This is a genomic window from Streptomyces sp. NPDC048349 (genome assembly GCF_040651925.1).
Classification (GTDB): Bacteria; Actinomycetota; Actinomycetes; order Streptomycetales; family Streptomycetaceae; genus Streptomyces.
The window spans coordinates 59,368-85,029 of the sequence record NZ_JBEZLA010000005.1 but is presented as its reverse complement, the minus strand read 5'-3'; the positions used below and the strand labels follow the sequence as shown (position 1 = coordinate 85,029).

At 73.5% G+C, this 25,662-nt stretch carries 21 protein-coding genes; 7 read left to right on the top strand and 14 right to left on the bottom strand.

Annotation, left to right across the window (positions count from 1 at the left end; all coding sequences use genetic code 11):
* Position 1: 1 nt before the first annotated feature.
* Genes AB0D44_RS05350 through AB0D44_RS05340 form a run of 3 tightly spaced genes read right to left on the bottom strand, consistent with a single transcriptional unit; the run spans position 2 to position 2,972 of the window.
* Positions 2-217: a hypothetical protein gene (locus tag AB0D44_RS05350; protein WP_362584675.1), complete on the bottom strand. Its 216-nt coding sequence runs from the start codon at positions 215-217 to the stop codon at positions 2-4.
* A gap of 50 nt (positions 218-267) precedes the next feature.
* Positions 268-723 carry a (2Fe-2S)-binding protein gene (locus AB0D44_RS05345; protein ID WP_362584672.1) on the bottom strand — a complete coding sequence of 152 codons (456 nt, stop codon included), beginning with the start codon at positions 721-723 and terminating at the stop codon, positions 268-270.
* Positions 724-743: 20 nt separating this feature from the next.
* A complete protein-coding gene (locus tag AB0D44_RS05340; protein ID WP_362584670.1) occupies positions 744-2,972 on the bottom strand; it encodes a molybdopterin cofactor-binding domain-containing protein in 2,229 nt (742 codons plus the stop codon).
* 553 nt (positions 2,973-3,525) lie between these two features.
* Between AB0D44_RS05340 and AB0D44_RS05335 the strand changes: the two genes are divergently transcribed.
* Positions 3,526-4,947: a SpoIIE family protein phosphatase gene (locus AB0D44_RS05335; RefSeq protein ID WP_362584668.1), complete on the top strand. Its 1,422-nt coding sequence runs from the start codon at positions 3,526-3,528 to the stop codon at positions 4,945-4,947.
* 213 nt (positions 4,948-5,160) lie between these two features.
* Here AB0D44_RS05335 and AB0D44_RS05330 read toward each other — a convergent pair whose 3' ends face one another.
* Positions 5,161-6,657 (bottom strand): hypothetical protein, encoded by a 1,497-nt coding sequence (locus AB0D44_RS05330; protein WP_362584665.1) that lies wholly within the window; start codon positions 6,655-6,657, stop codon positions 5,161-5,163.
* Between the two features lie 230 nt (positions 6,658-6,887).
* On the opposite strand from AB0D44_RS05330, the gene AB0D44_RS05325 reads away from it, so the two are divergent.
* Together AB0D44_RS05325 and kstD are read left to right on the top strand one after the other, a co-directional pair.
* A complete protein-coding gene (locus AB0D44_RS05325) occupies positions 6,888-8,012 on the top strand; it encodes an aminoglycoside phosphotransferase family protein (RefSeq protein WP_362584662.1) in 1,125 nt (374 codons plus the stop codon).
* 303 nt (positions 8,013-8,315) lie between these two features.
* Positions 8,316-10,085 carry a 3-oxosteroid 1-dehydrogenase gene (kstD, locus tag AB0D44_RS05320; RefSeq protein ID WP_362584659.1) on the top strand — a complete coding sequence of 590 codons (1,770 nt, stop codon included), beginning with the start codon at positions 8,316-8,318 and terminating at the stop codon, positions 10,083-10,085.
* Between the two features lie 7 nt (positions 10,086-10,092).
* On the opposite strand, the gene AB0D44_RS05315 is transcribed toward kstD, so the two are convergent.
* From AB0D44_RS05315 to AB0D44_RS05280, 8 genes are all read right to left on the bottom strand, one after another.
* Positions 10,093-10,593 (bottom strand): hypothetical protein, encoded by a 501-nt coding sequence (locus tag AB0D44_RS05315; RefSeq protein ID WP_362584656.1) that lies wholly within the window; start codon positions 10,591-10,593, stop codon positions 10,093-10,095.
* A gap of 314 nt (positions 10,594-10,907) precedes the next feature.
* Entirely contained in the window at positions 10,908-13,781 is a 2,874-nt protein-coding gene (locus tag AB0D44_RS05310; RefSeq protein WP_362584654.1) for an AAA family ATPase, read from the bottom strand.
* Between the two features lie 78 nt (positions 13,782-13,859).
* Entirely contained in the window at positions 13,860-14,267 is a 408-nt protein-coding gene (locus tag AB0D44_RS05305; protein WP_362584651.1) for an ACT domain-containing protein, read from the bottom strand.
* Positions 14,268-14,502: 235 nt separating this feature from the next.
* Positions 14,503-14,742 (bottom strand): DUF397 domain-containing protein, encoded by a 240-nt coding sequence (locus tag AB0D44_RS05300; protein ID WP_362584648.1) that lies wholly within the window; start codon positions 14,740-14,742, stop codon positions 14,503-14,505.
* Positions 14,743-14,862: 120 nt separating this feature from the next.
* Positions 14,863-16,038: a thiolase domain-containing protein gene (locus AB0D44_RS05295; protein ID WP_362584646.1), complete on the bottom strand. Its 1,176-nt coding sequence runs from the start codon at positions 16,036-16,038 to the stop codon at positions 14,863-14,865.
* Positions 16,035-17,102, bottom strand: a complete 1,068-nt coding sequence (locus AB0D44_RS05290) for a thiolase domain-containing protein (protein ID WP_362584643.1) — start codon at positions 17,100-17,102, stop codon at positions 16,035-16,037. Before AB0D44_RS05290 ends, AB0D44_RS05295 begins: the two co-directional genes overlap by 4 nt.
* Positions 17,102-18,076 carry an OB-fold domain-containing protein gene (locus AB0D44_RS05285; RefSeq protein WP_362584640.1) on the bottom strand — a complete coding sequence of 325 codons (975 nt, stop codon included), beginning with the start codon at positions 18,074-18,076 and terminating at the stop codon, positions 17,102-17,104. Before AB0D44_RS05285 ends, AB0D44_RS05290 begins: the two co-directional genes overlap by 1 nt.
* Positions 18,077-18,510: 434 nt before the next feature.
* Positions 18,511-19,311: a crotonase/enoyl-CoA hydratase family protein gene (locus AB0D44_RS05280; protein ID WP_362584637.1), complete on the bottom strand. Its 801-nt coding sequence runs from the start codon at positions 19,309-19,311 to the stop codon at positions 18,511-18,513.
* 175 nt (positions 19,312-19,486) lie between these two features.
* On the opposite strand from AB0D44_RS05280, the gene AB0D44_RS05275 reads away from it, so the two are divergent.
* Positions 19,487-21,121, top strand: a complete 1,635-nt coding sequence (locus AB0D44_RS05275; protein WP_362584634.1) for an acyl-CoA synthetase — start codon at positions 19,487-19,489, stop codon at positions 21,119-21,121.
* Positions 21,122-21,411: 290 nt separating this feature from the next.
* Here AB0D44_RS05275 and AB0D44_RS05270 read toward each other — a convergent pair whose 3' ends face one another.
* Positions 21,412-21,708, bottom strand: coding sequence for a hypothetical protein (locus AB0D44_RS05270; protein ID WP_362584631.1), 297 nt, complete (start codon positions 21,706-21,708; stop codon positions 21,412-21,414).
* Between the two features lie 93 nt (positions 21,709-21,801).
* The gene (locus tag AB0D44_RS05265; protein ID WP_362584629.1) at positions 21,802-22,266 is read right to left on the bottom strand and encodes an alpha/beta fold hydrolase; all 465 of its coding nucleotides are present in this window, start codon (positions 22,264-22,266) and stop codon (positions 21,802-21,804) included.
* A 113-nt stretch (positions 22,267-22,379) separates the two neighbouring features.
* Here AB0D44_RS05265 and paaK point away from each other — a divergent pair, with 113 nt between their 5' ends.
* The 3 genes from paaK to AB0D44_RS05250 all read left to right on the top strand — a co-directional run bounded on the left by paaK (position 22,380) and on the right by AB0D44_RS05250 (position 25,588).
* A complete protein-coding gene (gene paaK, locus AB0D44_RS05260; protein WP_362584626.1) occupies positions 22,380-23,702 on the top strand; it encodes a phenylacetate--CoA ligase PaaK in 1,323 nt (440 codons plus the stop codon).
* Between the two features lie 71 nt (positions 23,703-23,773).
* On the top strand, positions 23,774-24,637 hold the full coding sequence (locus AB0D44_RS05255) for a YhjD/YihY/BrkB family envelope integrity protein (RefSeq protein WP_362584623.1): 864 nt from the start codon (positions 23,774-23,776) through the stop codon (positions 24,635-24,637).
* Positions 24,638-24,706: 69 nt separating this feature from the next.
* Positions 24,707-25,588: an oxidoreductase gene (locus AB0D44_RS05250; RefSeq protein WP_362584620.1), complete on the top strand. Its 882-nt coding sequence runs from the start codon at positions 24,707-24,709 to the stop codon at positions 25,586-25,588.
* Positions 25,589-25,662: the final 74 nt, after the last annotated feature.

Below are 25,662 nucleotides of genomic sequence, written 5' to 3'. Positions count from 1 at the left end.
GTCACTGGGCGAGCTCGTCCGCCCTGTGCGCCGGCCACAGGTCGTGCCGGGCGCCCGGGGACTGGAGCGGGGACTGGGGCAGGGAGCGCTCCAGGAGCGCCTCGATACGGGTCAGCCGCTTGCGGGCGCCGGGGACGCAGATGCCCGGAGCGTCGGCCGTGGGGCCGAGTGGGGCGTCGTGCGCCGGCCGGGCGCGGACCGTCGCGCGGGCCTCCACGAGCGGCCGGATCCCGGTATCACGGGGGAAACACCGGGATCCGCCGCCGCTCACATCCGGGCGGCCGCGCTGCGGATGGCCTCGCGGATGCGGAAGTACGTTCCGCACCGGCAGATGTTGGCGATGGCGTCGATGTCCTCGTCCGTCGGGTCGGCGGTGCGCTTCAGCAGGGCCACGGCCGCCATGATCTGGCCGGGCTGGCAGAAGCCGCACTGGGCGACGTCCTGCTCGAGCCAGGCCTCCTGGACGGGGTGCAGGTCCTCCCCGTCGGCCAGCCCCTCGATGGTGGTCACCTCCTTGCCCGCGCAGGCGGAGACGGGCACCACGCACGGCCGGACGTCGGTCCCGTCGAGATGGCTCGTGCAGGCCTTGCAGACGTCCACGCCGCAGCCGTACTTGGGGCCGGTGACGCCCAGCACGTCGCGCAGGACCCAGAGCAGGGGCAGGTCGTCGGGTGCGTCCACGGTGACGCTCTGCCCGTTGACGGTGAAGGTGTGGGAGGGCACGGCGTACTCCTGGCTGCGGGCTATCGCGGGTAGGGGGTGAAGTCGACGTCGAAGTCGAGGGGGAAGCTGCGGGGTGCGGAACCGGTGGCGCGGGCCCAGGCGTTGGCGATCGCACCGACGGCCGCGGGGACGCCGAGCTCGCCCGCGCCACCCGGCTCGTCACCGGTGGCGGGCAGCACGTGGACCCGTACGTCGCGCGGGGTGTCGCGCTGCCGGGCCCAGTGGAACTGGCTGTAACTGCCCTCCAGCGGGAGGCCCTTGTCCAGGTGCAGCCCGGCGCGCAGGGTGGTGGAGATGGCATCGGTGAGGCCGCCGATCATCTGCGCCTCCAGCCCGCTCGGGTTGACGGGCAGGCCCACGTCCACGGCGATGACGGCCTTGGTCACCCGCACGTGCTCCGGGTCCCGGGTGTCGATCTCGACGAGGCAGGCGGTGCGGGACTTGTACTCCTCGTGGAAGGCGATGCCCTGCGCGCATCCCGCCGGCATCGGCCGCCCCCACTCCCCTTCCGTCGCGGCCTTGTCGAGCACGGCCCGCTGGGCTGCTGTCTTCAGGAAGGTGCGGCGGAAGCGGTACGGGTCCCGGCCGGTCGCCGCGGCCAGTTCGTCGACCACGATCTCCTCGGCGCCGCGGGTGTTGGCGGAGTACACCGACCGCCAGGAGCCGGTGGGGATGCCGGTCGGCACCTCGGTGAGCGCCTGGGTGGTGAGCCCGAAGTGGTACGGGGACTTCACGGTGGTCAGGAACAGGGTCTGGGCCAGGGTCGCGTTGCCGATGCCGAGCGGCAGGTGGGCGGCAGTGGCGGTGATGATCTCGCCGAGCCCGTGCCGGAAGTCGGTCTCGGCGGCGGCGACGCGGTGCTCGAAGCTGAGGACCTCGCCCAGCAGGTGGGTGGCCCGGATCTTGTGGTGGGTGGCGGGGCGCATCCGGCCGTGCCGGGTGTCGTCCACGCGGGTCCACATCAGCTTGACCGGGCGGCGGCAGGCCCGGGAGATCCGGGCGGCCTCCAGGGCCGCGTCGAAGAAGAGCCGCCGCCCGAAGGAGCCGCCGGCCTGGACCACGTGCACGGTGACCTTGTCCAGGGGCAGGCCGAGCTCTGCGGCGATGGTCTGGCGGGCCACGATGGGGGACTTGAGCCCCGACCAGATCTCGGCGCGGTCCTCCCGTACGTCGGCGACGGCGGAGTTGGTCTCCATCGGGGCGTGGCTGACGAACGCGAAGTCGAACTCGGCGTCCACGTGCGGGGTCAGCAGGGGCGGCACCAGCAGCGGCGGGGTGGCGGCGCGCAGCTTCGTGCGGATCTGCGCGTCGGACAGCGCGTCGGCGGGACCCGGGCCCCAGGTGACCTGGAGGGCGGCCTTGGCGTCGAGGGCCTGCCCGAAGGTCTCGGCGACGACCGCGACCCCGGTCGGGACGGTCACCACGTGCAGCACACCGGGCATGGCCTTGACGGCGGCGAGGTTGGCGACGCTGCGGACGCTGCCGCCCAGGGTGGGCGGGCGGCGCACCACGCAGGGTTTCGCACCGGGAACGTCGAGGTCGAGGGTGTACTGCTGGGCTCCGGTGACCATGGCACGGGCGTCGACGCGGGAGGTCGGCCTGCCGACCAGGGTGTGCTGCGCCGTCTTCTTCGGGGCGGCGCCGAGGACGGTCAGGCCCGGATCGGCGGCGGCCGCGGCGAGGGAGCCGTAGTCGGCCGTGCGGCCGTCCGGGGCGCGGACGGCTCCGTTCGCTGTCGTCAGGGTGGCCGGAGAGAGGCTCCAGCGGCGGGCCGCGGCCGCCACGAGGCGGGCCCGGGCGGTGGCGGCGCACTGGCGGACCGGTCCGTAGAGGGAGCGGATGGAGTTGGAGGAGCCGGTGAGCTGGTTGAAGAGCAGTTCGGGCCTGGCGTCGTCCAGTTCGACGTGCACGGCGGTCAGCGGTGCGTCCAACTCCTCGGCGACGAGCATGGCCACGGCGGTGGTGAGGCCCTGGCCGACCTCCTCGCGCGGCAGCCGGAAGCGGATGGCCCCGTCCGCTTCGACGGCGAGCGCCAGCAGGGCGGAGGTGGGCGCGCCGGCCAGGATGAAGAGGTCGCCGAGGTCGATCACGTCCGCGACGGCGGGCAGGCTCGGCACCACGGCGTGGGCCGGCTGCGGGGCCAGCGCGTCGGCTCCGGCGCGGGTGACGAGGGCGAGCGTCGGCGCCGCGACGAGGAAGGTGAGGAAGGAGCGGCGGCTCCGCTCCGCGGGGTGGTTCTGCCCGGTCATGTGTGTCGTCCCCACCCTGCGCGGGCCCGGCACGCGGACCACCCCGGCTCATTACCGACACGTAGGGTAGCGATCAAGGGGAGAGCTGGGAAGCCCGGCGACGAACCGCCCGGGCCGCGCGGGGCCGGCGCAGGGGGTCATTCGTTCGGGGGTACGGCGGTTGGGGTGGCGCTCGCGACCCGAACGGAGGTGCGCGGCTCGCACGTGTCGTCCGTACGATCGATCGGCCGTGCGCAGAGGACCTGTTTCCGGCCGTTGCTTCCGGGCCGGTTCTGGCCCGTTCTGGCCCGGTTCCGGCCCGGTTCTGGCCTGTCGGAAGCCTCCGGGGCAGGACCGGGAAGGCGGACGCGCCGGCGCCGGTCACGGCGGCCGCGGCCTCGGCTGACCGGATTCGTTCGTACGGGAAAGACACGCCGGAAGGCCTACGGCATATGTCAGGAGCAAGACCGTTACGGATGTTGCCAAACGCCTTACACGCCGTCGCCGCCTGTGCAACAGTCGTAACCGGTCCTTCCTTCAGACTTGGCCGTGCCGCGCCTGTATCGGAGTTCTCATGCCGTCCCACCTGTTCGCGGACCGTCCCGCGCAGCCGCCCGAGCCGGGGTCGGTGGACGCACTGATCTCGCAGACCCGGCGCCTCCGGGGTGAGGTGGACGCGGTGCGCCGCGACACCGTCGTGGACGACGACGACGCCCAGGGCCGCTGGCAGCGCGCGCTGTGCGACCTCGCCGTGCACCACCTCGACGACCTCCGCGAGCACCTCGGTCAGCTCAAGGAGGGCCTGCCGCCCGCGCCCGAGACCCTCGTGGTCCCGCAGGCGGCGCCCGAGGCCGGACCCGAGGCGCAGACGCGCGTCGGTAGCGCCGAGTGGAACCTGCTGACCGACGAGGTCACTTGGTCCGACGAGCTCTTCCAGATCTTCGGCCGGTCCCCCGAGGCGGGCGCGCTCCCGCTCGACGAGCTCGGCTCCACCCTGTTCTCCGAAGACCAGCCGCTGCTCACGGCCTGGGTCACGGCCTGCCTGGTGGACGGCAAGGCGATCGACGGCGAGTTCCGCATCGTCCGGGCCGACGGCCGGGTCCGGACCTTGCACATGAGGGGCGAGCCGGTACTCGACTCCGACGGCTGTACGGCCTCCATGTGGGCCGTGCTGCGGGACGTGAGTGAACTGCGCCGGAGCCAGCGGGCGGTGCGCGAGTCCCGTGACTCGCTCCAGCGCCAGCGGGAGATCGCGCAGACCGAGCACCGGCTGGCGGTCGAGCTGCAGGAAGCCGTGCTCCCCCCGTGGCGCGGCTCCCTGCGGTTCCCGCACCACAGCACGGGCACGCTGGACGTGGCCGCGCACTACCTGCCGTCGGCGACCAGCGCGCTGATCGGCGGCGACTGGTACGACGCCCTCGAACTCCCCGACGGACGCTCCCTGCTGACCGTCGGCGACCTGACCGGACACGGGGTGACCGCCACCTCCGGGATGGCGATGATGCTCGGCGCACTGCGCGGCATGGCCATGGCCGGCATCGAGCCCGGCCCCCTGATGGGATGGCTGAACCAGCTGCTGGAGACCTCCGTGCAGCCGGCCCTCGGCTCGGCCGTGTGCTGCCGCTACGATCCCGCGCGCCGCGTGCTGTCCTGGGCGCAGGCCGGACACCCGGCCCCCCTGCTGTTCCGCCGCGGCACCGGCCGCTCGCTGGTACCGCCGGAGGGCGTACTGCTGGGCGCGACCTCCGGAGCCTCGTACGGACAGGCCGAGGAGCGCCTCGAGGAGGGCGACGTGCTCGTCCTGCACACGGACGGACTGACGCCGCGCAGCATCGAGTTCAGCCGGGCCGACGGGACGGAGCGGCTGCTGGCGCTCGCACCGCGGTTCTCGGCGGCGCGGTCGGCCCAGGACTGCGTGCGCATGGTGATCGAGGAGTTCGGCGAGAGCGAGCGCGAGGACGACGCGTGCGTGCTGGTGGCACGGGTCGGTTCCTAGGCGCCGGGAGCCTGCCGGTTCCTACCTGCGTGTAGGCGCAGGCGCAGGCGTCGGGAGCCTGCTGGTGCGCAAGCACCGGACTTCTGGCTCCAGACTTCGTGGCTCCGGACTTCGTGGGTTCGTCTTCGTGGGTTCAGTCAGGGGCTTGTGGGCCGCGCCGGTGGGCGCGGCCCTTCTCGTCTCCGTGCGTTCGCCGCCGTGCGTCTCGTCCCACTACACGACCGAACCGCGCGGGCTGCGCGGCGCCGGGCTGTCGGGGAGGGCCAGTTCGATCTCCTCGCGCAGGTCCTCGATACGCGCGTACCCGGCGTACTGGCCGGTGAGCCGGTACATCTCGCGCAGCCGGTCCCAGGTCCGGTGCGAGGAGGTCTCGTTCATCGAGACCAGGGCGAGCCGGGCGTAGCGGTCGGCCTGTTCGGGGTCGTCGGCGATGAAGCAGGCCGAGGCCATCGAGATGTAGTCGAAAATCTGCGAGCGCTGGTAGCCGTCGCCGCGCAGCCGCAGGGCCTCCTTGGCGTGGCGGGCGGCGATCGGGGCCGCCGTGGCGTCGTGGTCGGCGAGCGTGCGGTACGCGAGGGCCTGCATGCCGTGCAGGTCCGCCTCGTCGAAGTGCTGCATCCAACTCGGCGGCGGGACGTCGCCCTTGTCGGAGACGAACAGCTCCTCCGCCTCGCCCAGGGTACGGCGCATGGCCTGGCCCTTGCCCATGGCGGCCTGCGCCCAGGCCTCGATGGTGTGCAGCATGGCGCGCGTGCGGGGCAGGGTCTGCTCGCCGGAGCCGGACTGCGCCAGCTTCATCAGGTCGAGCGCCTCGTTCGGCTTCCCGAGGTGGACCATCTGGCGGGCGGCCCGGGACAGCGCCTCGCCGGCCCGCGGCCGGTCGCCACCCTCGCGCGCGGCGTGCGCGGCGATCACGAAGTACTTCTGCGCCGTGGGTTCGAGGCCCACGTCGTGGGACATCCAGCCCGCGAGCACGGCAAGGTTGGCCGCCACTCCCCACAGCCTCCGCTGGAGGTGGTCGGGGTGGTGGTAGGCGAGCATTCCGCCCACCTCGTTGAGCTGGCCGACGACCGCCTTGCGCTGGAGCCCGCCTCCCCTGGAGGCGTCCCAGGCGCGGAACACCTCCACGGAGCGTTCCAGCGCCTCGATCTCCTGGGAGCCGATCGGCGCGGCCTCGTAGCGGTCGTAGCCCGCCGGGTCGGCCTGGAAGGCGTCCCCGAAGCGCTGCGCCTCCTTGGCGTGCGCGGGGTCGGTGTGGAGCCAGTCGTACATGGCGTTGCTGAGGGCTGAGCCGGCGGTGAGCGCGGCGCCCGCGCCCATCAGACCGCGACGGTTGAGCATGAGGTCCATTCCCGTGAATTCGGTGAGGACCGCGGCTGTGCGTTCGGGCGCCCAGGGCATCCCGTCGGGGTTTTCCTGTGCCCCGCCCGGCTGCCGTCTGCTGGTGCGCCGCTGCCGTACGAACCCGAGGTCCTCGATGGTCACGACACGACCGAGCCGCTCGGTGAACAGTGCTGCCAGTACCGTGGGCACCGGTTCGCGCGGGGTCTCCCCCATGTCGATCCAGCGCCGCACCCGCGAGGTGTCGGTGGCCAGCTGGGGATGCCCCATGGCCGCCGCCTGCCTGTTGACCATCCTCGCCAGTTCGCCCTTGGACCAGCCGGCCAGGCCGAACAGGTCGTTCAGGCGGGTGTTTGGACCCTTGCTCACGTCAAGCCCCCAGGTTCTCGGCTGAGTTGACAGTAACCCGCCGTCAGATGCCCAGCGACTATTCGCCAGGCTTCGCCAGGGCACGCCTGATGGTCCGCCACCCGCGGCCGGGTGTCAGGTAGGAATGCGCCTCCCCGACCCGGTCACCGGCGGAACTCCCCAGGGTGATGCACGGGATCCGGCGGGGCGGCGTACGCAACTCGTCGGCGCACGAAGGGATCCGTAACGCCATGTACGCAGCAACGTCCTCCGTGTCCGCCCCGGTCCGGCCGCACCGCACGCTCCCCGCGGGCGGCGGCCCCTACCTCGAACCCGGCCGTCCGGCGGCTGCGGCGCAGGGCACCGTACGGGCACGGCGGATGCCGGGGGCCGGATCGCAGCCGCTCAGCGGAAGAATCGACCTCTCCGGGCCGCAGGGGGCGCAGCTGCGCACCGCGCTCGCCTCGGTGCAGCGCATCTGTCCGGAGTTCGCGCCGGTCCAGGTGCTGCGGCGCAGCGGCCGGTCGGTCCTGCTCGTGGGCACCACCGGGCGGATGACCGCCGTCGCCAAGGTTTTACTGGACCACTCGCCCGAATGGCGCGAGCGGTACCGGCACGAAATAGCGTCGTACCGGGCGTTCGTCCGGCACCGCCCGCCGGTCCGGGTGCCGCGGCTGATCGCCGCCGACCCGGAGAACTGCGTCCTGGTCGTCGAGCGGATGGCGGGCCGGGTCGCGGCGCTCCAGCGGCATCCGGTGGAGGCCCCGCCGCGGGTCGACCTGCGGGCGGCGCTCGGCGCCGTGTGCCGGGTCAACCAGTGGCGTCCGCCTGCCGAGTTGTTCGGGACCCCCTTGAACTACGCGCGGCGGATCGCCCGGGACTACGAGCTGGGCCTGCTGACCGACCGGGACCTCGGTGACCTGCAGAAGCTGCTGCACGGCGTGAAGCTGTCGGGTACGGCGCTGCAGTTCAACCACGGTGACGCCCTGCTGTCGAACCTGCTGCTGTCCCCGGCCGGGCCGGTGCTGCTCGACTGGGAGCACGCGGGCTGGTACCTGCCGGGCTACGACCTGGCCACGCTGTGGACGGTACTGGGTGACGCCCCGGCCGCGCGCAGCCAGATCAGCCGGCTCGCCCAGTCGGCCGGCCCGGCGGTGCGGGACGCCTTCCTGGTCAACCTGATGCTGGTGCTGACCCGGGAGATCCGGATGTCGGAGACGGCCGTCCAGCGCTCGATGCTGGCGACCGCACCGGCCCAGCCCCTGCCGGCGGGCGCCCTGTCCTCGGGTGAGGAGCAGAGGCTGCTGCTGCGCCGCCTGCACGACGACGCCGGGATGGCGCGCCGAGCGGTCCGCGCGGCGGTCGGCACCCGCTGACCCCGCCCGCTCCAGCTCCACTCCAGCTCCCCATGGTTGCCGAGCCCCGGGTTCCCACCCGGGGCTCGGCAGCGTGCGCGTACGGGCGCGTACCGGCGGAGGCGTACGGGCGGCCGCGGCGGGTCCGGTTCAGACGAACCCCTCGGCGATCAGCTCGGTAGACCGGGTCTGCTCGCCGGCGGGGCGCCGGGAGAGCCCTGTGCCTTGACATCACATGATCCCCCGAACACCTTCCCTACCTAACGTGGCATCAGGACGCCTCGGCCGCGCCCGCGTTCCCTCCTCACCGCCTGGAGACCGCCCATGAAGTCCTCCTTCCCCTCCCGCCGCAGCGTCGTGGCAGGGACCGGCGCCGGGGTGCTCGCCGCCACCGTGCTGCCGACCGCCGCGGCGCGGGCCGACGGCGCCCAGGCCGGGCCGTCGCTCGGCGAGTACGACGTCGTCGTGGTCGGCTCCGGGGCCGCCGGGATGACCGCCGCGCTCACCGCCGCCAAGCGGGGCCTGAGCGTGCTGGTGGTCGAGAAGGCGCCCACCTTCGGCGGGTCCGCCGCCCGCTCCGGGGCCGGGATCTGGCTGCCCAACAACTCGGTGATCCTGGGCGCCGGCGTGCCGGACACTCCGCAGAAGGCGGCGGCGTACCTGGCGGCCGTCGTCGGGCCCGAGGTGCCGGCCGACCGGCAGGCCGCCTTCCTCGCCAACGGTCCACGGATGCTGGACTTCGTGATGGCCAACAGCCCGCTCCGGTTCCGCTTCATGGAGGGGTACAGCGACTACTACCCCAACCTGCCGGGCGGGCTGCCGAACGGCCGGTCCATCGAGCCGGACCAGATCGACGGGAACGTCCTGGGCGCCGAACTGGCCCGGCTGAACCCGGCGTACATGCCGGTGCCCGCCGGGATGGTGGTCTTCAGCCAGGACTACAAGTGGCTCAACCTGGCGGCGGTCAACGCCAAGGGTCTCGCCGTGTCCACGGAGTGCCTGGCGCGCGGCACCAAGGCGGCGCTGCTCGGGCAGAAGCCGCTGACGATGGGCCAGGCCCTGGCGGCCGGGCTGCGTGCCGGACTCCAGCGGGCGGGTGTGCCGGTGTGGCTGAACAGTCCGCTCGTGGACCTCGTCCTGGAGGGCGGCGCGGTGACCGGGGTCGTGGTGGACAAGGAGGGCGTACGGGGCACCGTAGGGGCCCGGCGCGGTGTGGTCGTCGGCTCGGGCGGATTCGAGCACAACGCGCAGATGCGGGCGCAGTACCAGCAGCAGCCCATCGGCACGCAGTGGTCGGTGGGCGCGAAGGAGAACACGGGCGACGGGATCCGGGCCGGCCAGCGCGCGGGGGCCGCGCTGGCGCTGATGGACGACGCGTGGTGGGGGCCGTCGATCCCGCTGCCCGGCGAGCCGTACTTCTGCCTCGCCGAGCGGACCCTGCCGGGCGGGCTGATCGTCAACGGGAACGGCGCCCGGTTCGTCAACGAGGCGGCGCCGTACAGCGACGTGGTGCACGTGATGTACGACAAGGACCGGGGCGCGGTCGGCTCGCACATCCCGGCGTGGCTGATCGTGGACCAGAACTACCGCAACAAGTACCTGTTCAAGGACATCCTGCCGACGATCGTGTTCCCGGACTCCTGGTACGAGACGGGCGCTGCGAAGAAGGCGTGGACCTGGGACGCGCTGGCCGGGCAGATCGGGGTCCCGGCGGCGGCGCTGCGGGCGACCCTGGGCCGGTTCAACGCGCAGGCGTGGAACGGGACGGACCCCGACTTCCACCGCGGCGACACGGCGTACGACCACTACTACACGGACCCGGGGGTGCAGCCGAACTCGTGCCTGGCCCCGGTCTGGGCACCGCCGTTCTACGCGTTCAAGATCGTGCCGGGTGACTTGGGCACGAAGGGCGGCATCGTCACGGACGCGCGGGCGCGGGCGCTGCGGGCGGACGGTTCGGTGATCCGGGGCCTGTACGCGGCGGGCAACGCGAGTGCGGCGGTGATGGGCCGCAGCTATGCGGGCGCCGGGTCGACGATCGGACCCGCGATGACGTTCGGCTACGTGGCGGCGAACGACATCGCGGACGCGTGATCGGGTACTAGCCCTGCTGGAAGAGCTCGGCGGGAAGCGGCTTCAGGAGGGCGTAGAGGTCATCGGTGATCGGGCGGTCCCAGCTGGCGATGGTGACCAGCACGTTGTCGCTGCGGTCGAACTGGACGCAGGAGATGCGGGACTCCGACAGCTTGATCTTCCGGACGATGAGGAGGTTGTCGCCCTGCATGACGGGGCAGTCCTCGACGCCGGTGACCTCGACGTCCTCGTCGTTCTCCAGGGCGTCGAGGAGCTGGGCGACCTCGAAGGGGACCTGGCCGTCGGAGAGGTCGCGGGCGGGGGATCCCTCGGGCAGGTTGCCGATGATCATCGCAGGGCCGCGTCCGCCGAACAGGTCGTAGCGGAGGAAGACACCCTGGCAGCTGCCGTCGGGCGCGGGCAGCAGCCCGGCCCCGAGATTGCCCGGCCAGTCCCCCGGGTCCATGGCCAGGACGTCGAAGTCCGGGCCGGCGGGTGTGGCGGCGCGGTGGCGGCGGAGGAAGGACATGCCGCCATGGTACGTGGCCGGGCGAACTTTTCCGGCGCGGGGCCCCTCATCCGGCGTCCGTCTGCGCACCCTGCCCGGCGGGCGTCCCGGCCGGGCGCCTCAGACCGGCGCGGCCCCCGGAGGAGCTGTTCGGTGCGCTCGGGCCGGACCTGCCGGTATGGACCCGGGCGCCGGAGCGGACCTCGGGGTTCTGGCTGCGCACGCAGACCATCGAGCCGGCGGTCCACCGCTCATCTGATCACGACCGATATGAACAGGTTCAACAACACTGGGGGCCGGTGTCCCGTCACCGTTTCATGATCTCCGCCGCCGTCTTACCGCCGCGGATCCCGGCGGGCCTCCCCTCCGTACGCCTCCAGGGCCGCCGCGAGGCCCGGGAGGTCGGTGCCCAGCGTGCGGCAGGCCGCCGACAGCACCCAGTCGGGTTCCCGGTCCGCAGCGGCCGGCCGGTCGCCGCGGGCCGCCTGCCGGGCCGCCCGGAGTTGCTCCGGCGTGAGCCCGTCCGTCGCCGGGGACGGGTAGGGCAGCGTGCCGCCGAGGCCCAGCAGGGTCTCGGCCGCCCGTGCCTCCAGGCCGTCGGCGCCGCATTCCCGGGCCGTCAGGACGGCCCGGGCGAGCAGGTCGAGGTCGCCGAGCTCCGCGCCCAGGGCGGCCAGCGCGCAGGCCAGTTCGTACCCCGCCGGGGAGGCGGCCAGCAGCGCCACCGCCTCCCGCAGCAGTTCCGCCCGGTCCTCGGGCTCCGCGACCTCGGCCGCCACGCGCAGGGCCTGGCCGATGCCCGAGGGGGCGCCGAAGGCGCGGGCCCGCCGGACGGCCTCGGCGGCCAGGGCACGGGCCCGCTGCGGATCGTCCCCCGCGACGGCACGGGCCAGGTGCAGCCGCCACGGGCACCACGTCGGGTTCTGGATGCCGCGGGGAGTCAACCGCCGTCCCACCTCCTCCAGTTCGGCGGCGGCCGCCTTCGTCTCGCCCCGGGACAGCAGCAGTTCGGCGTACACGGTCTGGGAGTCGGGGAAGACCACCGCCGCCGGGAAGGGCTCCGCGAAACCGTGCTCCCGGGCCAGGTCCCACGCCTCGTCGGTCCGGCCGCGGGCGAGCAGCGTCGTGATGAGGATGGCGATGTTGTACCAGTGCACGGGCGTACCGCGGCCCACGCGCTCGGCGAGCTGCAGTCCGGCCCGCGCCAGTTCCTCGGCCTCGGCGAGCCGCCCGCGCCGCTGGCGGATGTAGGCGCGCAGGCCGTACGCGAAGGACAGGTGCGCCCCGCGCCAGCCCTGCCGCTCGAACTCGGCGGTGCCCGCCTCGAACAGCTCTTCCGCCCGCCAGGGCCGGTCCGCGTACATGTGGGCCATGGCCACGAGCACGGGTACCTCGAACCCGCGGTCCTCGTGGGCCCAGCTGAAGCCCCGCTCCAGCACCCGTCCGGCGTGGTGCAGGACCACGTCCACGGCCTCCCCGCGCAGGCAGGCGTCCCAGGCGCGCAGCCCGATCACGTACCGCTCGGTGAGGTCGCGCCCGGTCAGCCGGTCGGCGAGTCTCGCCAGCCGCCGGGAGCGGGCCGGGGAGTCGGTCTCGGCGGCGTTGAAGGCGTCCCACATGAACTGCTCCGACTGCAGGCGCAGCCGGGCGCGGACGTCCTGGGTGTACGGAATCTCCCGTGCGAGGGCCCGGGAGGCGTCGGCGAGGCGGTCGCTGTGCGCCAGCACCTGGGCGAGCCGGATCACGATGCCCTGGCGCAGGGCGGGGTCCTCGACGGGCTCGGCGAGGGCGGCGCGCAGGTGGTTGACGGTGTTGGCGGGCTCGGTGAGCAGGGAGGCGCAGCCGAGTTCGTACAGGACGGCCGCGCGCTCGTCGAAGTCCGGGGGTTCGCGCAGGGCGCGGGCCAGCTGGCGGCGGGCCGCCTCGGGTGCGCCGGCCCGGAGGTTCTCGCCTGCGGCCTCGCGCAGGGTCCGTACCACCCACGGGTCGTTCTCGGGGTGGGTCTCCAGCAGGTGCCGGGCGGCGGCGGAGGGGCCGAGACCGGCGTCGACGACGGCGGTGGCGGCCTTGCCGTGCAGGGCGACGCGCAGGGCGTCGGGGATGGAGCGGTAGAGGGCGGTGGCGATGAGGGGGTGGACGAACTCCAGTCCGGCGTCGGGGTCTTGCGTGGTCGCGGCCGCCAGGATGCGGGCGTCGCGCAGCCGTGCGGTGGCGTCCACGGCCTCCTCGGTGCCGAGGGCGGCGACCCGGGCGGCGAGGTCCCGGGGGATGTCGGTGCCGAGGACGGCGCAGGCCCACGCGAAGCGCACGGTGGACGGTCCGAGGCGCTCGAGGCGGGAGACGAGCCCGCTGCCGCGCTGGGCGGCGGCGAGGTCGCGCAACAGCGGGGCACTGGCCTCGACCGGGGGCAGGCCCTTCTCCCGGACCTTGGCGGTGAGTTCGACGGCCTCGAAGGGGTTTCCGGTGGTGACGGCCCATGCCTCGCGGCAGAAGGCGTCGTCGGCGTGATCGCCGACCGCCTCGCGCACCAGGGCGGCGACGGCGGGTGCGGTGAGCGGGGCGAGGTGCAGGGGGCGCTGGCCCGCGCGGCCGGGGAGGGTGCGGAAGGCGTCGGCGTGGGCCGGCAGTTCGTCGGGGCGGTAGGCGACGACGAGGAGCAGCGGGAGGTGCTCGGCGCGCGGGGCGAAGGCGGCGAGCCAGCCGAGGGATTCGGGGTCGGCCCAGTGCGCGTCGTCGAGGACGAGGGTGACGGGGGCGCGCTGGACGACGAGGTGCGTGAGGACCCAGTCGAGCCCGTCGCGCAGGCCCTGGGGGTCGGGCGGGGCGCCCTGTTCGGGTGCGCAGAGGCCGAGGGCCGGGCCGACGATGGAGTACCAGCTGCCGAGGGCGGCGCGCAGTTCCCGTTCGGAGGTGCCGGCCAGGTGGGGCTGGATGAGCTGGCGGGCGACGTGGAAGGGCTGGCTCTGCTCCTGTTCGCCGCCGCGGGCGGCGAGGACGGTGCAGGAGCGGGCGTGGGCGCGGCGGCGCAGTTCGGCGAGGAGGGTTGTCTTGCCGAGGCCGGCGGCGCCGGAGAAGGCGAGCAGGGTACCGCCCGTGTCCGGCGAGGGGCCGGCGAGCTGTTCCAGGGCCTCGTCGACGAGGGCGAGCTCCGCCTCGCGTTCGATCACGGTGCGCCGTCTGTGGTTCGGACGGGACGGACGGTCCGTCATGGCTGGTACCCCCCGGGCCTGTTCTGGAGATCAGCGTACGCCCGCGCACATGGGGCGGGGGGCCGCCCCGGGAAAGATTCAGTCCTGGGCGGAACGCGCCGCGAGCGCCTCGAGGACGGCCACGGCCTCGGCGGCCCGATCGGCGGCCACGAAGAGGTGGTCGTGGTGGTAGCCGGCGATGACGTTGCAGCTCAGACCGTGTGCGCCGAGTTCGGTGGCGAAGGCCGCGGTGAGGCCGACGGCGTCGAGGGCGGAGTGGATGCGCAGGGTGATCCAGCCGGCCGTGTAGTCGTAGGCGAGGCCGGCCGCGTCGGCGTCCTCCTGGCGCAGGACCAGCGTGAGGCCCTCGGGCTCCAGGACGGTGGCGACGGGGGCGGTCCCCGGGGGAACCGCGGAGCCGGGGACGGTACAGAACACGTACCGCCCGTCGTGCAGCTCGGGCCGCATCCCACCCAGCAGCACCCGCAGGTCCCTTTCACCACTCATCCGGCCACCCTATCCGCGGGCCGTCCGGTCCGCGGGTACGCGGGCCGCCGGGCCACCGGGGCGACGGCTCGCGGCCCCGGTGGCCCGGCGCGTGCGGTGTGCAGGGCGCGCGTCCGGCCCCGGGCGCGCGTCCGGCCCCGGGCGGGCGCCCGGGCCGGGGCCACGGGTCGGCGCGTACGGCCCGGGCGGGCGTCCGGCCCGGGTACGCGCGTCGGCGCGTGGCGCGCGCGGCCCGCTACGTGAGGTCGAACTCCCCGCCCCGCGCGTTCAGCACGAACTTGTTCCACTCGTCCGGCGCGAAGATCAGCGAGGGGCTTTCGGGCCGCTCGCTGTTGCGCATGGCGACGAAGCCCTCGACGAAGGCGATCTGGACGTCACCCGCTCCCCGGCTGCTCGACCTCCATTCCGCCTCGGTGAGATCGAGGTCCGGCTTGCCCCAGCCGGCCAGGGGCTGTGAAGTCATGCTCTCGGCCACGTGCGTGCTCCTCCCGGTACGTCGTCCGGGGGCCAGGTTAGCCACCGCAGCGGGTGCCGCACAGGCCACGGTGAGTCACCCGTGACCGGTGCGCCGCCCGCCCGCGCGGTCCGTCCGGCTTCAGGGGGCCGGCGGCTCGGCCCCCACGAGCCACATCGCGAAGAACTGCGCCCCACCGCCGTACGCGTGCCCGAGGGCCCTGCGCGCTCCCGGGACCTGGTGTTCCCCGGCCTGGCCGCGCACCTGGAGGGCGGCCTCCGCGAAGCGGATCATGCCGGAGGCGCCGATCGGGTTGGTGGACAGGACCCCGCCCGAGGGATTGACCGGAAGGTCCCCGTCGAGTTCGGTGACCCCGGCCTCGGTGAGCTTCCAGCCCTCGCCCTCCGCGGCGAAGCCGAGGTTCTCCAGCCACATCGGCTCGTACCAGGAGAACGGCACGTACATTTCCACCGCGTCGATCTGCCGGCGCGGGTCGGTGATCCCCGCCTGCCGGTAGACGTCGGCCGCGCAGTCCTTGCCGGCCTGCGGGGAGACGAAGTCCTTGCCCGCGAAGAGGGTGGGCTCGCTGCGCATGGCCCCGCCGTGCACCCAGGCCGCGGGCCGCGGCGAACGCGCCGCCCCCTCCCGGTCGGTGAGGACCATCGCGCAGGCGCCGTCCGAGGAGGGGCAGGTCTCGGAGTACCTGATCGGGTCCCACAGCATCGGCGAGGCCTGGACCTTCTCCAGGGTGATGTCGTGCTCGTGCAGGTGCGCGTACGGGTTCTTCAGCGCGTTGCGCCGGTCCTTGTACGCGACCAGCGAGCCCACCGTGTCCGGCGCGCCGGTGCGCCGCATGTACGCGCGCACGTGCGGGGCGAAGAAGCCGCCCGCGCCCGCCAGCAGCGGCTGCTGGAAGGGGACCGGGAGCGAGAGGCCCCACATGGCGTTCGACTCGGACTGTTTCTCGAAGGCGAGGGTCAGGACGGTCCGGTGGACGCGGGCGGCGACGAGGTTGGCGGCGACGAGAGCCGTCGACCCGCCGACCGAACCGGCCGTGTGCACGCGCAGCATCGGCTTGCCGACCGCGCCGAGGGCGTCCGCCAGGTACAGCTCCGGCATCATCACACCCTCGAAGAAGTCGGGGGCCTTGCCTATGACGACCGCGTCGACGTCCGCCCACGTCAGCTCGGCGTCCGCGAGGGCGCGCGCCGCGGCCTCCCGGACCAGTCCGGCGATGGAGACGTCGTGCCGGGCGGCGACGTGCTTGGTCTGGCCGATCCCGACGACGGCGACCGGCTCCTTGCCCGAGGTGCTCATACGGGGTCCCCTTCCAGGACGGCGACCAGGTTCTGCTGGAGGCAGGGGCCGGATGTGGCGTGGGCGACGGCCCGGTCGGACTCGCCGCGGTGGATCCGGGCGGCGGCCTCGCCGATCCGGATCAGGCCGGCGGCCATCATCGGGTTGGCGGCGAGTGCTCCGCCGGAGGGATTGACCGTGACCCCGTCGCCGAGCCCGAGGGCCTTGCGGAGCACGACCTCCTGGGAGGAGAACGGCGCGTGCAGCTCCGCCGTGTCCACCGGGGCGTCGAAAACCCCCGCGCGCTCGGCGGCCGTCCGGGTGGACGGGGAGTCGGTGAGGTCGCGCAGGCCCAGGCCGTGGGCCTCGATGCGGTGGTCGATGCCGGTGATCCAGGCGGGGCGCCCGCACAGCCGCCGGGCCGTGTCCCCGGCGGCGAGGACGACGGCCGCCGCACCGTCCCCGATGGGCGGGCAGTCCCCGGTGCGCAGGGGCCGGACCTGGTAGTCGCCCTGCGGCACGGCCCCGCGGAGCTGGGCGTGCGGGTTGGCCTCGGCGGCGGCGCGGCTGCGGGCGCCGATGGCGGCCAGCGCGGGCTCGTCGGTCTCGCCCGCGTCGATCAGGGCCTGGGCCTGGAGGGCGGCCAGGGCCACGGAGTCGGGCCACAGCGGGGCGAGGTAGTACGGGTCGAGCTGGCGGGTCAGCACGTCGCGTACGGAACCGGGCGAGGCCTTCCCGTACGAGTAGACGAGCGCGGTGTCGGCCTCGCCGGTCTGGATCTTGACCCAGGCCTCGTAGAGGGCCCAGGCGCCGTCCATCTCGACGTGCGACTCGGAGATCGGCGGCCAGGCACCGACCCCGTCGAGGGTCATGGTGAAGGAGAAGGCGCGGCCGGCCAGGTAGTCGCTGGAACCGGAGCAGGTGAAGCCGATCTCCCCTGCCTTCAGGCCGGTCTGGGCCAGCACCTGGTGCAGGACCGGCATGACCATTTCGACTTCGCTGAGTTCGTCGGTGCGGCGCAGGTGGTCGCTCTGCGCGAAGGCGACGACGGCCACGTCGCGGGCGTGCCTGCTCGTCCTGGGCATCAGATGAGCTCCTTGTACGCGTCGTAGTCCGCGTCCGGCTCGCCGGTGGGGCGGTAGTGGTCGGGGTAGCGGCCGCCTTCGGTCCACACGGGTTCGACGCGCAGGCCCATGCGGACCTGGTCGTAGGGGATACCGCCGATCCGGCCGTGGAGGGCGAGGCCGGCGCCGTCGAGGGCGATGTGGGCGTAGACGTAGGGGACCTCGATGTCGAGGTTGCGGGCCTTGATGTTGACGATGCAGAAGGTGGTGACGGTGCCGGCCGGGCCGACCTCGACCTGGTCGGTGGTGGCGACCCCGCAGGTGGGGCAGGCGCCGCGCGGCGGGACGTACACCTTGTGGCAGGAGGGGCAGCGCTCGCCGATGGTCTTGCGCTCGGAGAGGCCGTTGATGTAGGCGGTCTGGGCGCGGCCGGGACTGTACGTGTAGTCCAGGCGGGCTTCGGCGACGATGCCGGTGACGGGCTCCGCGAAGACCCCGTCGTGCGGGGCGGCCTGCCCCGTGGCCCGTGCGGGGGCGGGGCCGTCGTCGGGCTCGAAGCAGGCGATGTCGGTGATCGCCCCGGCGCGTTCGGCCGCCCACCGCACGCGCACCCGCATCCCGGTGCGCACGGATTCGGGTCCGGGGGCGTCGAGGGCGTGCAGGAGGGCGGTGTCGGCGCCGTCGAGCCTGACCAGCACCCAGGCGAAGGGGGTGCCCAGGGGCTGGTTGCGCCGGGGCCGGTCGTTCCAGGCCCAGGTGGTGACGGTGCCGGTGGGGGCGACCTCGACGAGCTCGCGTATCTCCTCGGCGGTGCGGGGGTCGTACTCGACGGGCGGCACCATCACGGTCCCGTCGGAGGTCTTGACTCCGAGCACGAGCCCTTCGCGCAGCCCGGTGAGGAACGCGGACTGCACGGGCCCGAGGGACCGCGTGAAGGGGAACTCGACGACGAGCGGCGCACGAAGCACCTCGGGCGGGGAGGCGGGGGCTGTCACGGATGACTCTCCAATGCTCGGGGCGGACCGTTCCGGCCCACCGAGTTGAGGCCCGCCGCCACCAGAGCCACGAACCCGTACCAGGGGCCGAAGCCCCACCGTTCCCTGCCGCGGACACAACGCCCGCGCCCGGGCCAGAACCCAACTCCAGCCCCACCGGCACCTGAGCCCGGGACCCAACCCCAGCCCCGCCGACGCTTGACGCCCGGGACCCGGACAGAGCCCAACCCCAGCCCCGCCGACGCTTGACGCCCGGGACCCGGGCAGAGCCCAACCCCAGCCCCGCCGGCGTTTGAGGCGCGGGACCCGGGCAGAGCCCAACCCCAGCCCCGCCGGCGTTTGAGGCGCGGGGCCCGGGGCGGAGCCCCGGCAACGGCGCCGCACCGGGCCCCGGACGTACACGACGCCGGTCCACCGCGCCAGGGCCCGGGAGGCTACTCCCGCCGATACACCGCGGCCCGCTTCTCCGCAAAGGCCCGCGCCCCCTCCTTCGCATCGGCGGTGTCGAAGATCGGCCACCCCCGCAGGAGCTCGGACGCCAGCCCCTCCGACTCCGTCAGCCCGGCGGTCTCGTACACGGAGGCCTTCACGGCCTCCACCGCCAGCGGCCCGCACGCGTTGACCTGCTCCGCGATCGCCAGCGCAGCGGACAACGCCGTCCCCTCCGGCACCACCCGCCCCACCAGCCCGATCCGCGCGGCCTCCTCCGCGGAGTACGGCCGCCCCGTCAGCAGCATCTCCAGCGCATGCGTCCGCGGAATCTGCCGCGGCAGCCGCACCGTCGAGCCGCCGATCGGGAAGAGCCCCCGCTTGACCTCGAACAGCCCGAAGGTGGCCCCGGCGCCAGCGACCCGGATGTCCGTGCCCTGGAGGATCTCGGTCCCCCCGGCCACGCAGTACCCCTCCACGGCGGCGATGACCGGCTTGCGCGGCCGGTGGTGGCGCAGCATGGCCTTCCAGTGCAGGTCCGGGTCCGCCTTGAGCCGGTCCCGGTACTGGTCGCCCGCCATCCCCTTCCCGGCGAGTGCCTTGAGATCCATGCCGGCGCAGAAGTCACCGCCCGCGCCGGTCAGGACCACGGAGCGGATGGTGTCGTCGGCGTCCGCCTCCAGCCACCCGTCGTACAGTCCCACCAGCAGCGGCAGCGAGAGCGCGTTCTTCGCCTCGGGCCTGTTCATGGTGAGCACCAGCGTGGCGCCGCGGCGTTCCACGGTCAGGTGTTCCGTCCCACCCATTGCCGTCCTCCCGTCTCAAGACCTAGAACAGGTTGCAGTAGGTGCGGGTGCAGTTCAATAGTTTTCTGACACACAGTCAGTTTTCTTGGGCGACTCCCTTCCCACTTGCGGTCGGCGGGGCTCTAATGACCGCCGGAGCAGACCAGCCATGGACATTCCAGGGTCAGGAGGAACGGTGGAGTACAACCTTGCCGACCTGTTCGAGTCGGTCGTGGACGTGGTTCCGGACCGTGAGGCCCTCGTGTACGTGGACCACCCCGGGACCGGCGCCGAGCGCCGCCTCACGTACGCAGAACTGGACGCGGCGGCGAACCGGATCGCGCACCACCTGCTGGACAGCGGGCTGGAGCCCGGCGAGCACCTGGGTCTGCACCTGTACAACGGGGTCGAGTACCTGCAGACCGTGCTGGCGTGCCTCAAGGCCCGGCTGGTCCCGGTGAACGTGAACTACCGGTACGTGGAGGAGGAGCTGGTCTACCTCTACAACGACGCCGACCTCGCCGCGCTCGTCTTCGAGGGCGAGTTCACCGAGCGGGTCGCGGCCGCGCTGCCGCAGACGAGGAGGCTCCGCCACCTGATCCGGGTCGGCACGGCTCCCGCGGGTGCCCCTGAGCCCGCCATCGCGCCGGTGGCGTACGCGGACGCCGAGGCCGCCGGCTCGCCCGAACGCGGTTTCCCGCCCCGCAGCGCGGACGACCTGTTCATCATCTACACCGGCGGCACGACCGGGATGCCCAAGGGCGTCATGTGGCGGGCGGAGGACCTCTTCTTCGCCGGACTGTTCGGCGGCGAGCCGTCGGGCGAACCGGTGAAGCGGCCCGAGGAGCTGGCCGAGCGGGTCGCGGCGCGCGGCGCCGGCCTGACCTTCTTCCCGGCCCCTCCGCTCATGCACGGCACGTCCACCCTCACGTCGTTCATCGCCTTCAACTACGGCCAGCGGGTGGTCATCCACCGCAAGTACGCGCCGGAGGAGGTGCTGCGGACGATCGAGAAGGAGAAGGTCTCCAGCGTGTCACTGGTCGGCGACGCCATGCTGCGGCCCCTGATCGACGCCTTGAACGGCCCCCTGAAGGGCACCGACCTGTCCTCCCTCTTCAGCGTGTCCTCGTCCGGCGCGATCATGTCGGAGACGGTGCGCGCGGAGTTCCAGCGGCTCGTGCCGAACGTGCTGCTCCTGAACAACTTCGGCTCCTCCGAGTCCGGCTCCAACGGGCGGGCGACCGACGACTCCGGCCCGGAGAAGGGCTTCCGCCTGCAGGTCAACGAGCGTACGCAGGTGGTGGACCCGGTGACGCACGAGCCGGTGGCGGTGGGCGAGCCGGGCCGCCTGGCCCAGCGCGGCCACGTCCCGCTCGGCTACTACAACGACCCGGCCAAGACCGCCGAGACCTTCTTCCAGAAGGGGACGGAGCGGTGGGTGCTGCTCGGCGACATGGCCACGGTGGACGAGCAGGGCATCGTCACCGTGCTGGGGCGCGGCTCGCAGTGCATCAACACGGGCGGCGAGAAGGTCTATCCGGAAGAGGTCGAGCAGGCGCTGAAGTCGCACCCGGACGTGTACGACGCGCTGGTCGCGGGCGTCCCGGACCCGACGTGGGGCAACCACGTGGCGGCGGTGGTCCAGATCCGGCCGGGCGCGGCGGAGCCCACCCTGGACGAGATCCAGACCCACTGCCGCACCCGCCTGGCGGGCTACAAGATCCCCCGCCAGCTGGTCATCACCCCTACGATCCAACGCTCACCGAGCGGCAAGGCGGACTACCGCTGGGCCACATCAGTGGCCAGGCAAGCCGACACCCACCCTGCCTGACCCGAACCACCCGACCCCCGGGGCCCCGCACACCCCCGGCCCCACCGGGCATCCAGCCCCGCCGGCGGGTGGGGCGGCGGGGTCCGGGGCGGAGCCCCCGGGTCTCCGGGGCCCGCCCGGGGCGCGGGGCGTGGGGCGGAGTCTCAGCTTTCCGGGGCCCGCCCGGGGGCGCGGGGCGCGGGGCGGAGTCCCAGCGTTCCGGGGCCCGCCCGGGGCGCGGGGGCGCGGAACTGGATCGGCCCGGCGGGATCACCGTGCGGAGCCCCCGCCCCCCGCCCCCGGACCGCCGGTCAGGCGCCCGTCGAGAGGAACCGCTCCACCCGCCCCGCGAACCACCCCGGATCGTCCAGCCAGGGAAAGTGGCGCGCCCGTGGCTGCACCTCGAGCACCCCCTGCGGAAAGAGCGCCGCGAGCCGCGCCGCCAGCGCCGGGCGGGGGTTGCCGTCCAGCTCCCCGGCCAGGACCAGCACCTCCCCCGCGACCCGGCGGAGTCCGTCCCGCGTGGCCGCCGGATCAAAGGCCCCCGCTCCCGCGTACGCATCCGCCGCCTTCCCGTTCTGCTGCCGCGCGTTGGCCGCGCAGTGCACCCGGGCCGTCTCGTCCCAGCGCCCGTAGAACAGCGGCGCGGCCAGGTCCCAGTCCGCGTCGGAGCCGCCACCGGCGGCCGAAAGGATCCGCCCCTAGGCTTCGATCGCGGTGTCGTACGGCTCGCGGCCCGCGCGCAGCCGGGCGGCCTCCAGGCGGTCCTGCGGGGTGACCGGGAGGTCCACCGCCCAGGCGGTGGGGGTGACGAGGGCCATGCGCCGGATCCGCCCGGGATGGGCGGCCGCGTAGAGCTGGGCGAGGTTGCCGCCGGCCGAGTGGGCCAGGAGGTCCATGCGTTCCAGGCCCAGGTGGACGCGGAGCGCCTCGACGTCGGCGACCTGGTGGTCGACGCGGTAGGTCGATTCGTCGGCCGGTATCGCGGAGTGGCCCGTGCCGCGCAGGTCCAGGAGGACGAGGCGGCGCCCGGCGCCCAGCCCTCCGAGGTCTCCCAGGTACTCCGAGGCGCGCATGGCGCCGCCCGGCAGGCAGACCAGCGTGTCGCCCTCCCCCCGGACGTGGTAGGCGAGTTCGGTCCCGTCGTAGGTGGTGAAAGCAGGCATGCGGGCCATCACATCAGACGATCACTCGTTCGAGTCATTGCCTTACCCCGCGCGGCACTGGCAATCTACCGAATGATCGGTCGGTTCGGATGACTCACGATGAGGTGACGGGCATGTCGGCACACAAGGATCTCCTCGACGCGGACGCGGACGCGGGCGAGCGGCTCGGCGCCGACGAGCTCGCCGCCCTCCAGCTGACGCGACTGCGTGCGACCCTGCACCGCGTCTACGACCGGGTGCCCTTCTACCGGCAGGCGTTCGACAAGGCAGGCGTGCATCCCGACGACTGCCGGACCCTCGCCGACCTCGCCCTGTTCCCCTTCACCACCAAGGCGGACCTGCGCGACCAGTACCCCTTCGGGATGTTCGCCGTGCCGCGCTCCGAGGTGCGCCGTATCCACGCCTCCAGCGGCACCACCGGGCGCCCGACGGTCGTCGGGTACACGGAGCGGGATCTGTCCACGTGGGCGGATGTCGTGGCCCGGTCCCTACGCGCCGCGGGCGGCAGACCCGGCCAGATCGTCCACATCGCCTACGGCTACGGGCTGTTCACGGGCGGCCTCGGCGCCCACTACGGCGCCGAGCGCCTGGGCTGTACGGTCGTGCCCGCCTCGGGCGGGATGACCGACCGCCAGGTGCGGCTGATCCAGGACTTCCGGCCGGAGGTCATCATGGTCACCCCCTCGTACATGCTGACCCTGCTGGACGAGATGGAGCGTCAGGGGATCGACCCGCGCTCGACCTCGCTGCGCACGGGGATCTTCGGCGCGGAGCCGTGGACCGAGGAGATGCGCCGGGAGATCGAGGACCGGCTCGGCATAGACGCGGTGGACATCTACGGCCTGTCCGAGGTGATGGGCCCGGGCGTGGCGCAGGAGTTCGCCTCGGGCAAGGACGGGCTCCACATCTGGGAGGACCACTTCTACCCGGAGGTGGTCGATCCGCTGACGGGCGAGGTGCTGGCGCAGGGCGAGCCCGGCGAGCTGGTGTTCACCTCCCTCACCAAGGAGGCCATGCCGGTGATCCGCTACCGCACCCGGGATCTGACGCGGCTGCTGCCCGGCACGGCGCGGCCGGCCTTCCGCCGGATGGAGAAGGTCACGGGCCGCAGCGACGACATGGTCATCCTGCGCGGGGTGAACCTGTATCCCACCCAGATCGAGGAGATCCTGCTGCGCACGCAGGGTCTGGCTCCGCACTTCCAGCTGCGGCTGACGAGGGAGGGCCGGATGGACGCCCTGACCGTACGGGTGGAGGCCCGCCGGGAGGCGGACGCCGCCCGGCGGGAGGCCGCGGCAGCCGCCGTGGTCCGGGCCGTCAAGGAGGGGATCGGGGTCTCGGTCCGGGTCGAGGTGGTGGAGCCGGAGACCTTGGAGCGTTCGGTGGGCAAGATCAAACGGCTGGTCGACCTGCGGGAGCAGCGTCAGGACGGCTGAAACCACCCCTTCGGGTCCAATTCGAGGCGTCGCCCGAGAGCCGTCGGAGCCGTCCGGGTAGTGCATACGCCGTGACCTCGTTCTTGCGGCGGCTCTACGTCCGGCTCCAGGGCTCCCACGCGGGGCTGGCCTGGAGCCGCGGCCGGGAAATGGAGCTGATGCACCGGGCGATGGGCTTCGCGGCCCTGGGGTTCCTCACGCTGGTGCCGCTGCTGGTGGTCGTGGCGGCCGCCGCACCCGGCAGCGGCTCGGGCTTCGGCCGCTGGCTCGGCCAGGCCCTCGGGGTGACGGAGTCCTCGCGGGGCCGGGTCGAGATGGTCTTCGGCGCGGCGGACCTGGCGCTGGAGCGGACCACCGCCTTCGGTCTGGCGGCCCTGGCCGTCTTCGGCCTGACCTTCGGCTCGGCCGTGCAGACCGGCTACGAGAAGGTCTGGGACGTGCCGACCGCCCGGTGGCACACCATGTGGCGGCACGTCGTCTGGCTCGCCATGCTGGTCTGCTACCTCGCGCTGCTCGTCGAGATCCCGGCGCCGTCGAACGACCCCGTCGGCACGCTCCTGGGCACGCTGGGCGACCTGCTCGGCACCTGCCTGTTCTTCGTCGCCTCGCAGCGGCTGCTGCTCGGCGGCCGTGTCCGCTGGCGGGCCCTGGTGCCGGGGGCGGTGGCCACGAGTGTCGGGCTGCTGGGGCTGCGGGTGTTCTCCCAGCTGGCGTTCTCCCCGCTGATCGCGTCCAATGCCGTGACCTACGGACCGTTCGGCACGCTGCTCGTCGTCCAGTCCTGGCTGGTCGGCGTCGGGTTCGTGGTCTACGGCGGAGCGCTCGTCGGCCGCCTCGTCCACGAACACCTCACCCTGCGCCGCCTCGAACGCCGCGGATACCTCCCCGCGGAGGACCCCCCTCCGCCCACCCCTCATGATCTGGGAGGGGGCTGACCCGGCGGGTCCGGCGGTGCCAGGATGAGCGGACACCACTGTCAACCACCTTCACCCGCAGGGGGAATGATGTCCGCTCAGGATCTGGAAACCACGGCCGAGGGCCGGGTCTGGCTGATCACCGGGGCCTCGTCCGGCTTCGGCCGCACGCTCACCGAGGCCGCACTCGCGGCCGGGGACACCGTGGTCGCGGGCGCGCGTCGCCCCGACGCGCTCGCCGCGCTGGCGGCCGCCCACCCCGATCGCCTCTTACCGCTCGCCATGGACGTGACCGACATCGCGCGCGCCGAGGAGGTCGTCGCGGAGGTCGTGGACCGCTGGGGCCGCATCGACGTCCTGGTCAACAACGCCGGCCGGGGTCTGGTCGGCGCCGTGGAGGAGACCTCCGACACCGAGCTCCGCGAACTGATGGAGCTGCACTTCTTCGGCCCGGCGGCGCTCACCCGGGCCGCGCTGCCGCACATGCGGGCGCGGAAGTCCGGCGCCGTGGTGCAGATGAGCAGCATGGGCGGGCGCCTCGCCTTCCCCGGAGTCGGGGCGTACTGCGCGTCGAAGTTCGCCCTGGAGGGCCTGACCGAGGCGCTCGCCGCCGAGGTCGCCGCCTTCGGCATCAAGACGCTGATCGTGGAGCCCGGCGCCTTCCGTACGGGCTTCGCCGGCGGGGACACGCTGCGGCACACCGCGGCCCTGCCCGTCTACGAGGACATGATCGGCCCCGTGCGCCAGGGGCTCCCGGCCAGCGACGGCCATCAGGCCGGCGACCCGGTCAAGGCGGTCGCCGCGATCCTCGCCGCGCTGGACGCCGAGGTCACGCCGTTGCGTCTGGTCCTGGGCAACGACGCGGTCGACTTCATCACCGCCCACGCGGACGCCGCCCGCGCGGAAGCGCGGGCCTGGGAGTCGGTCAGCCGCTCCACGGACTTCGACGCCGCGTCGCCTCCGGCGCCGTAGCCGGACGGCCGCGAGCGGCGGCGAGCGGGACGTCGGGAGGGGTCACTGCCGGCCCCTCCCGCACCGCTGCCGAC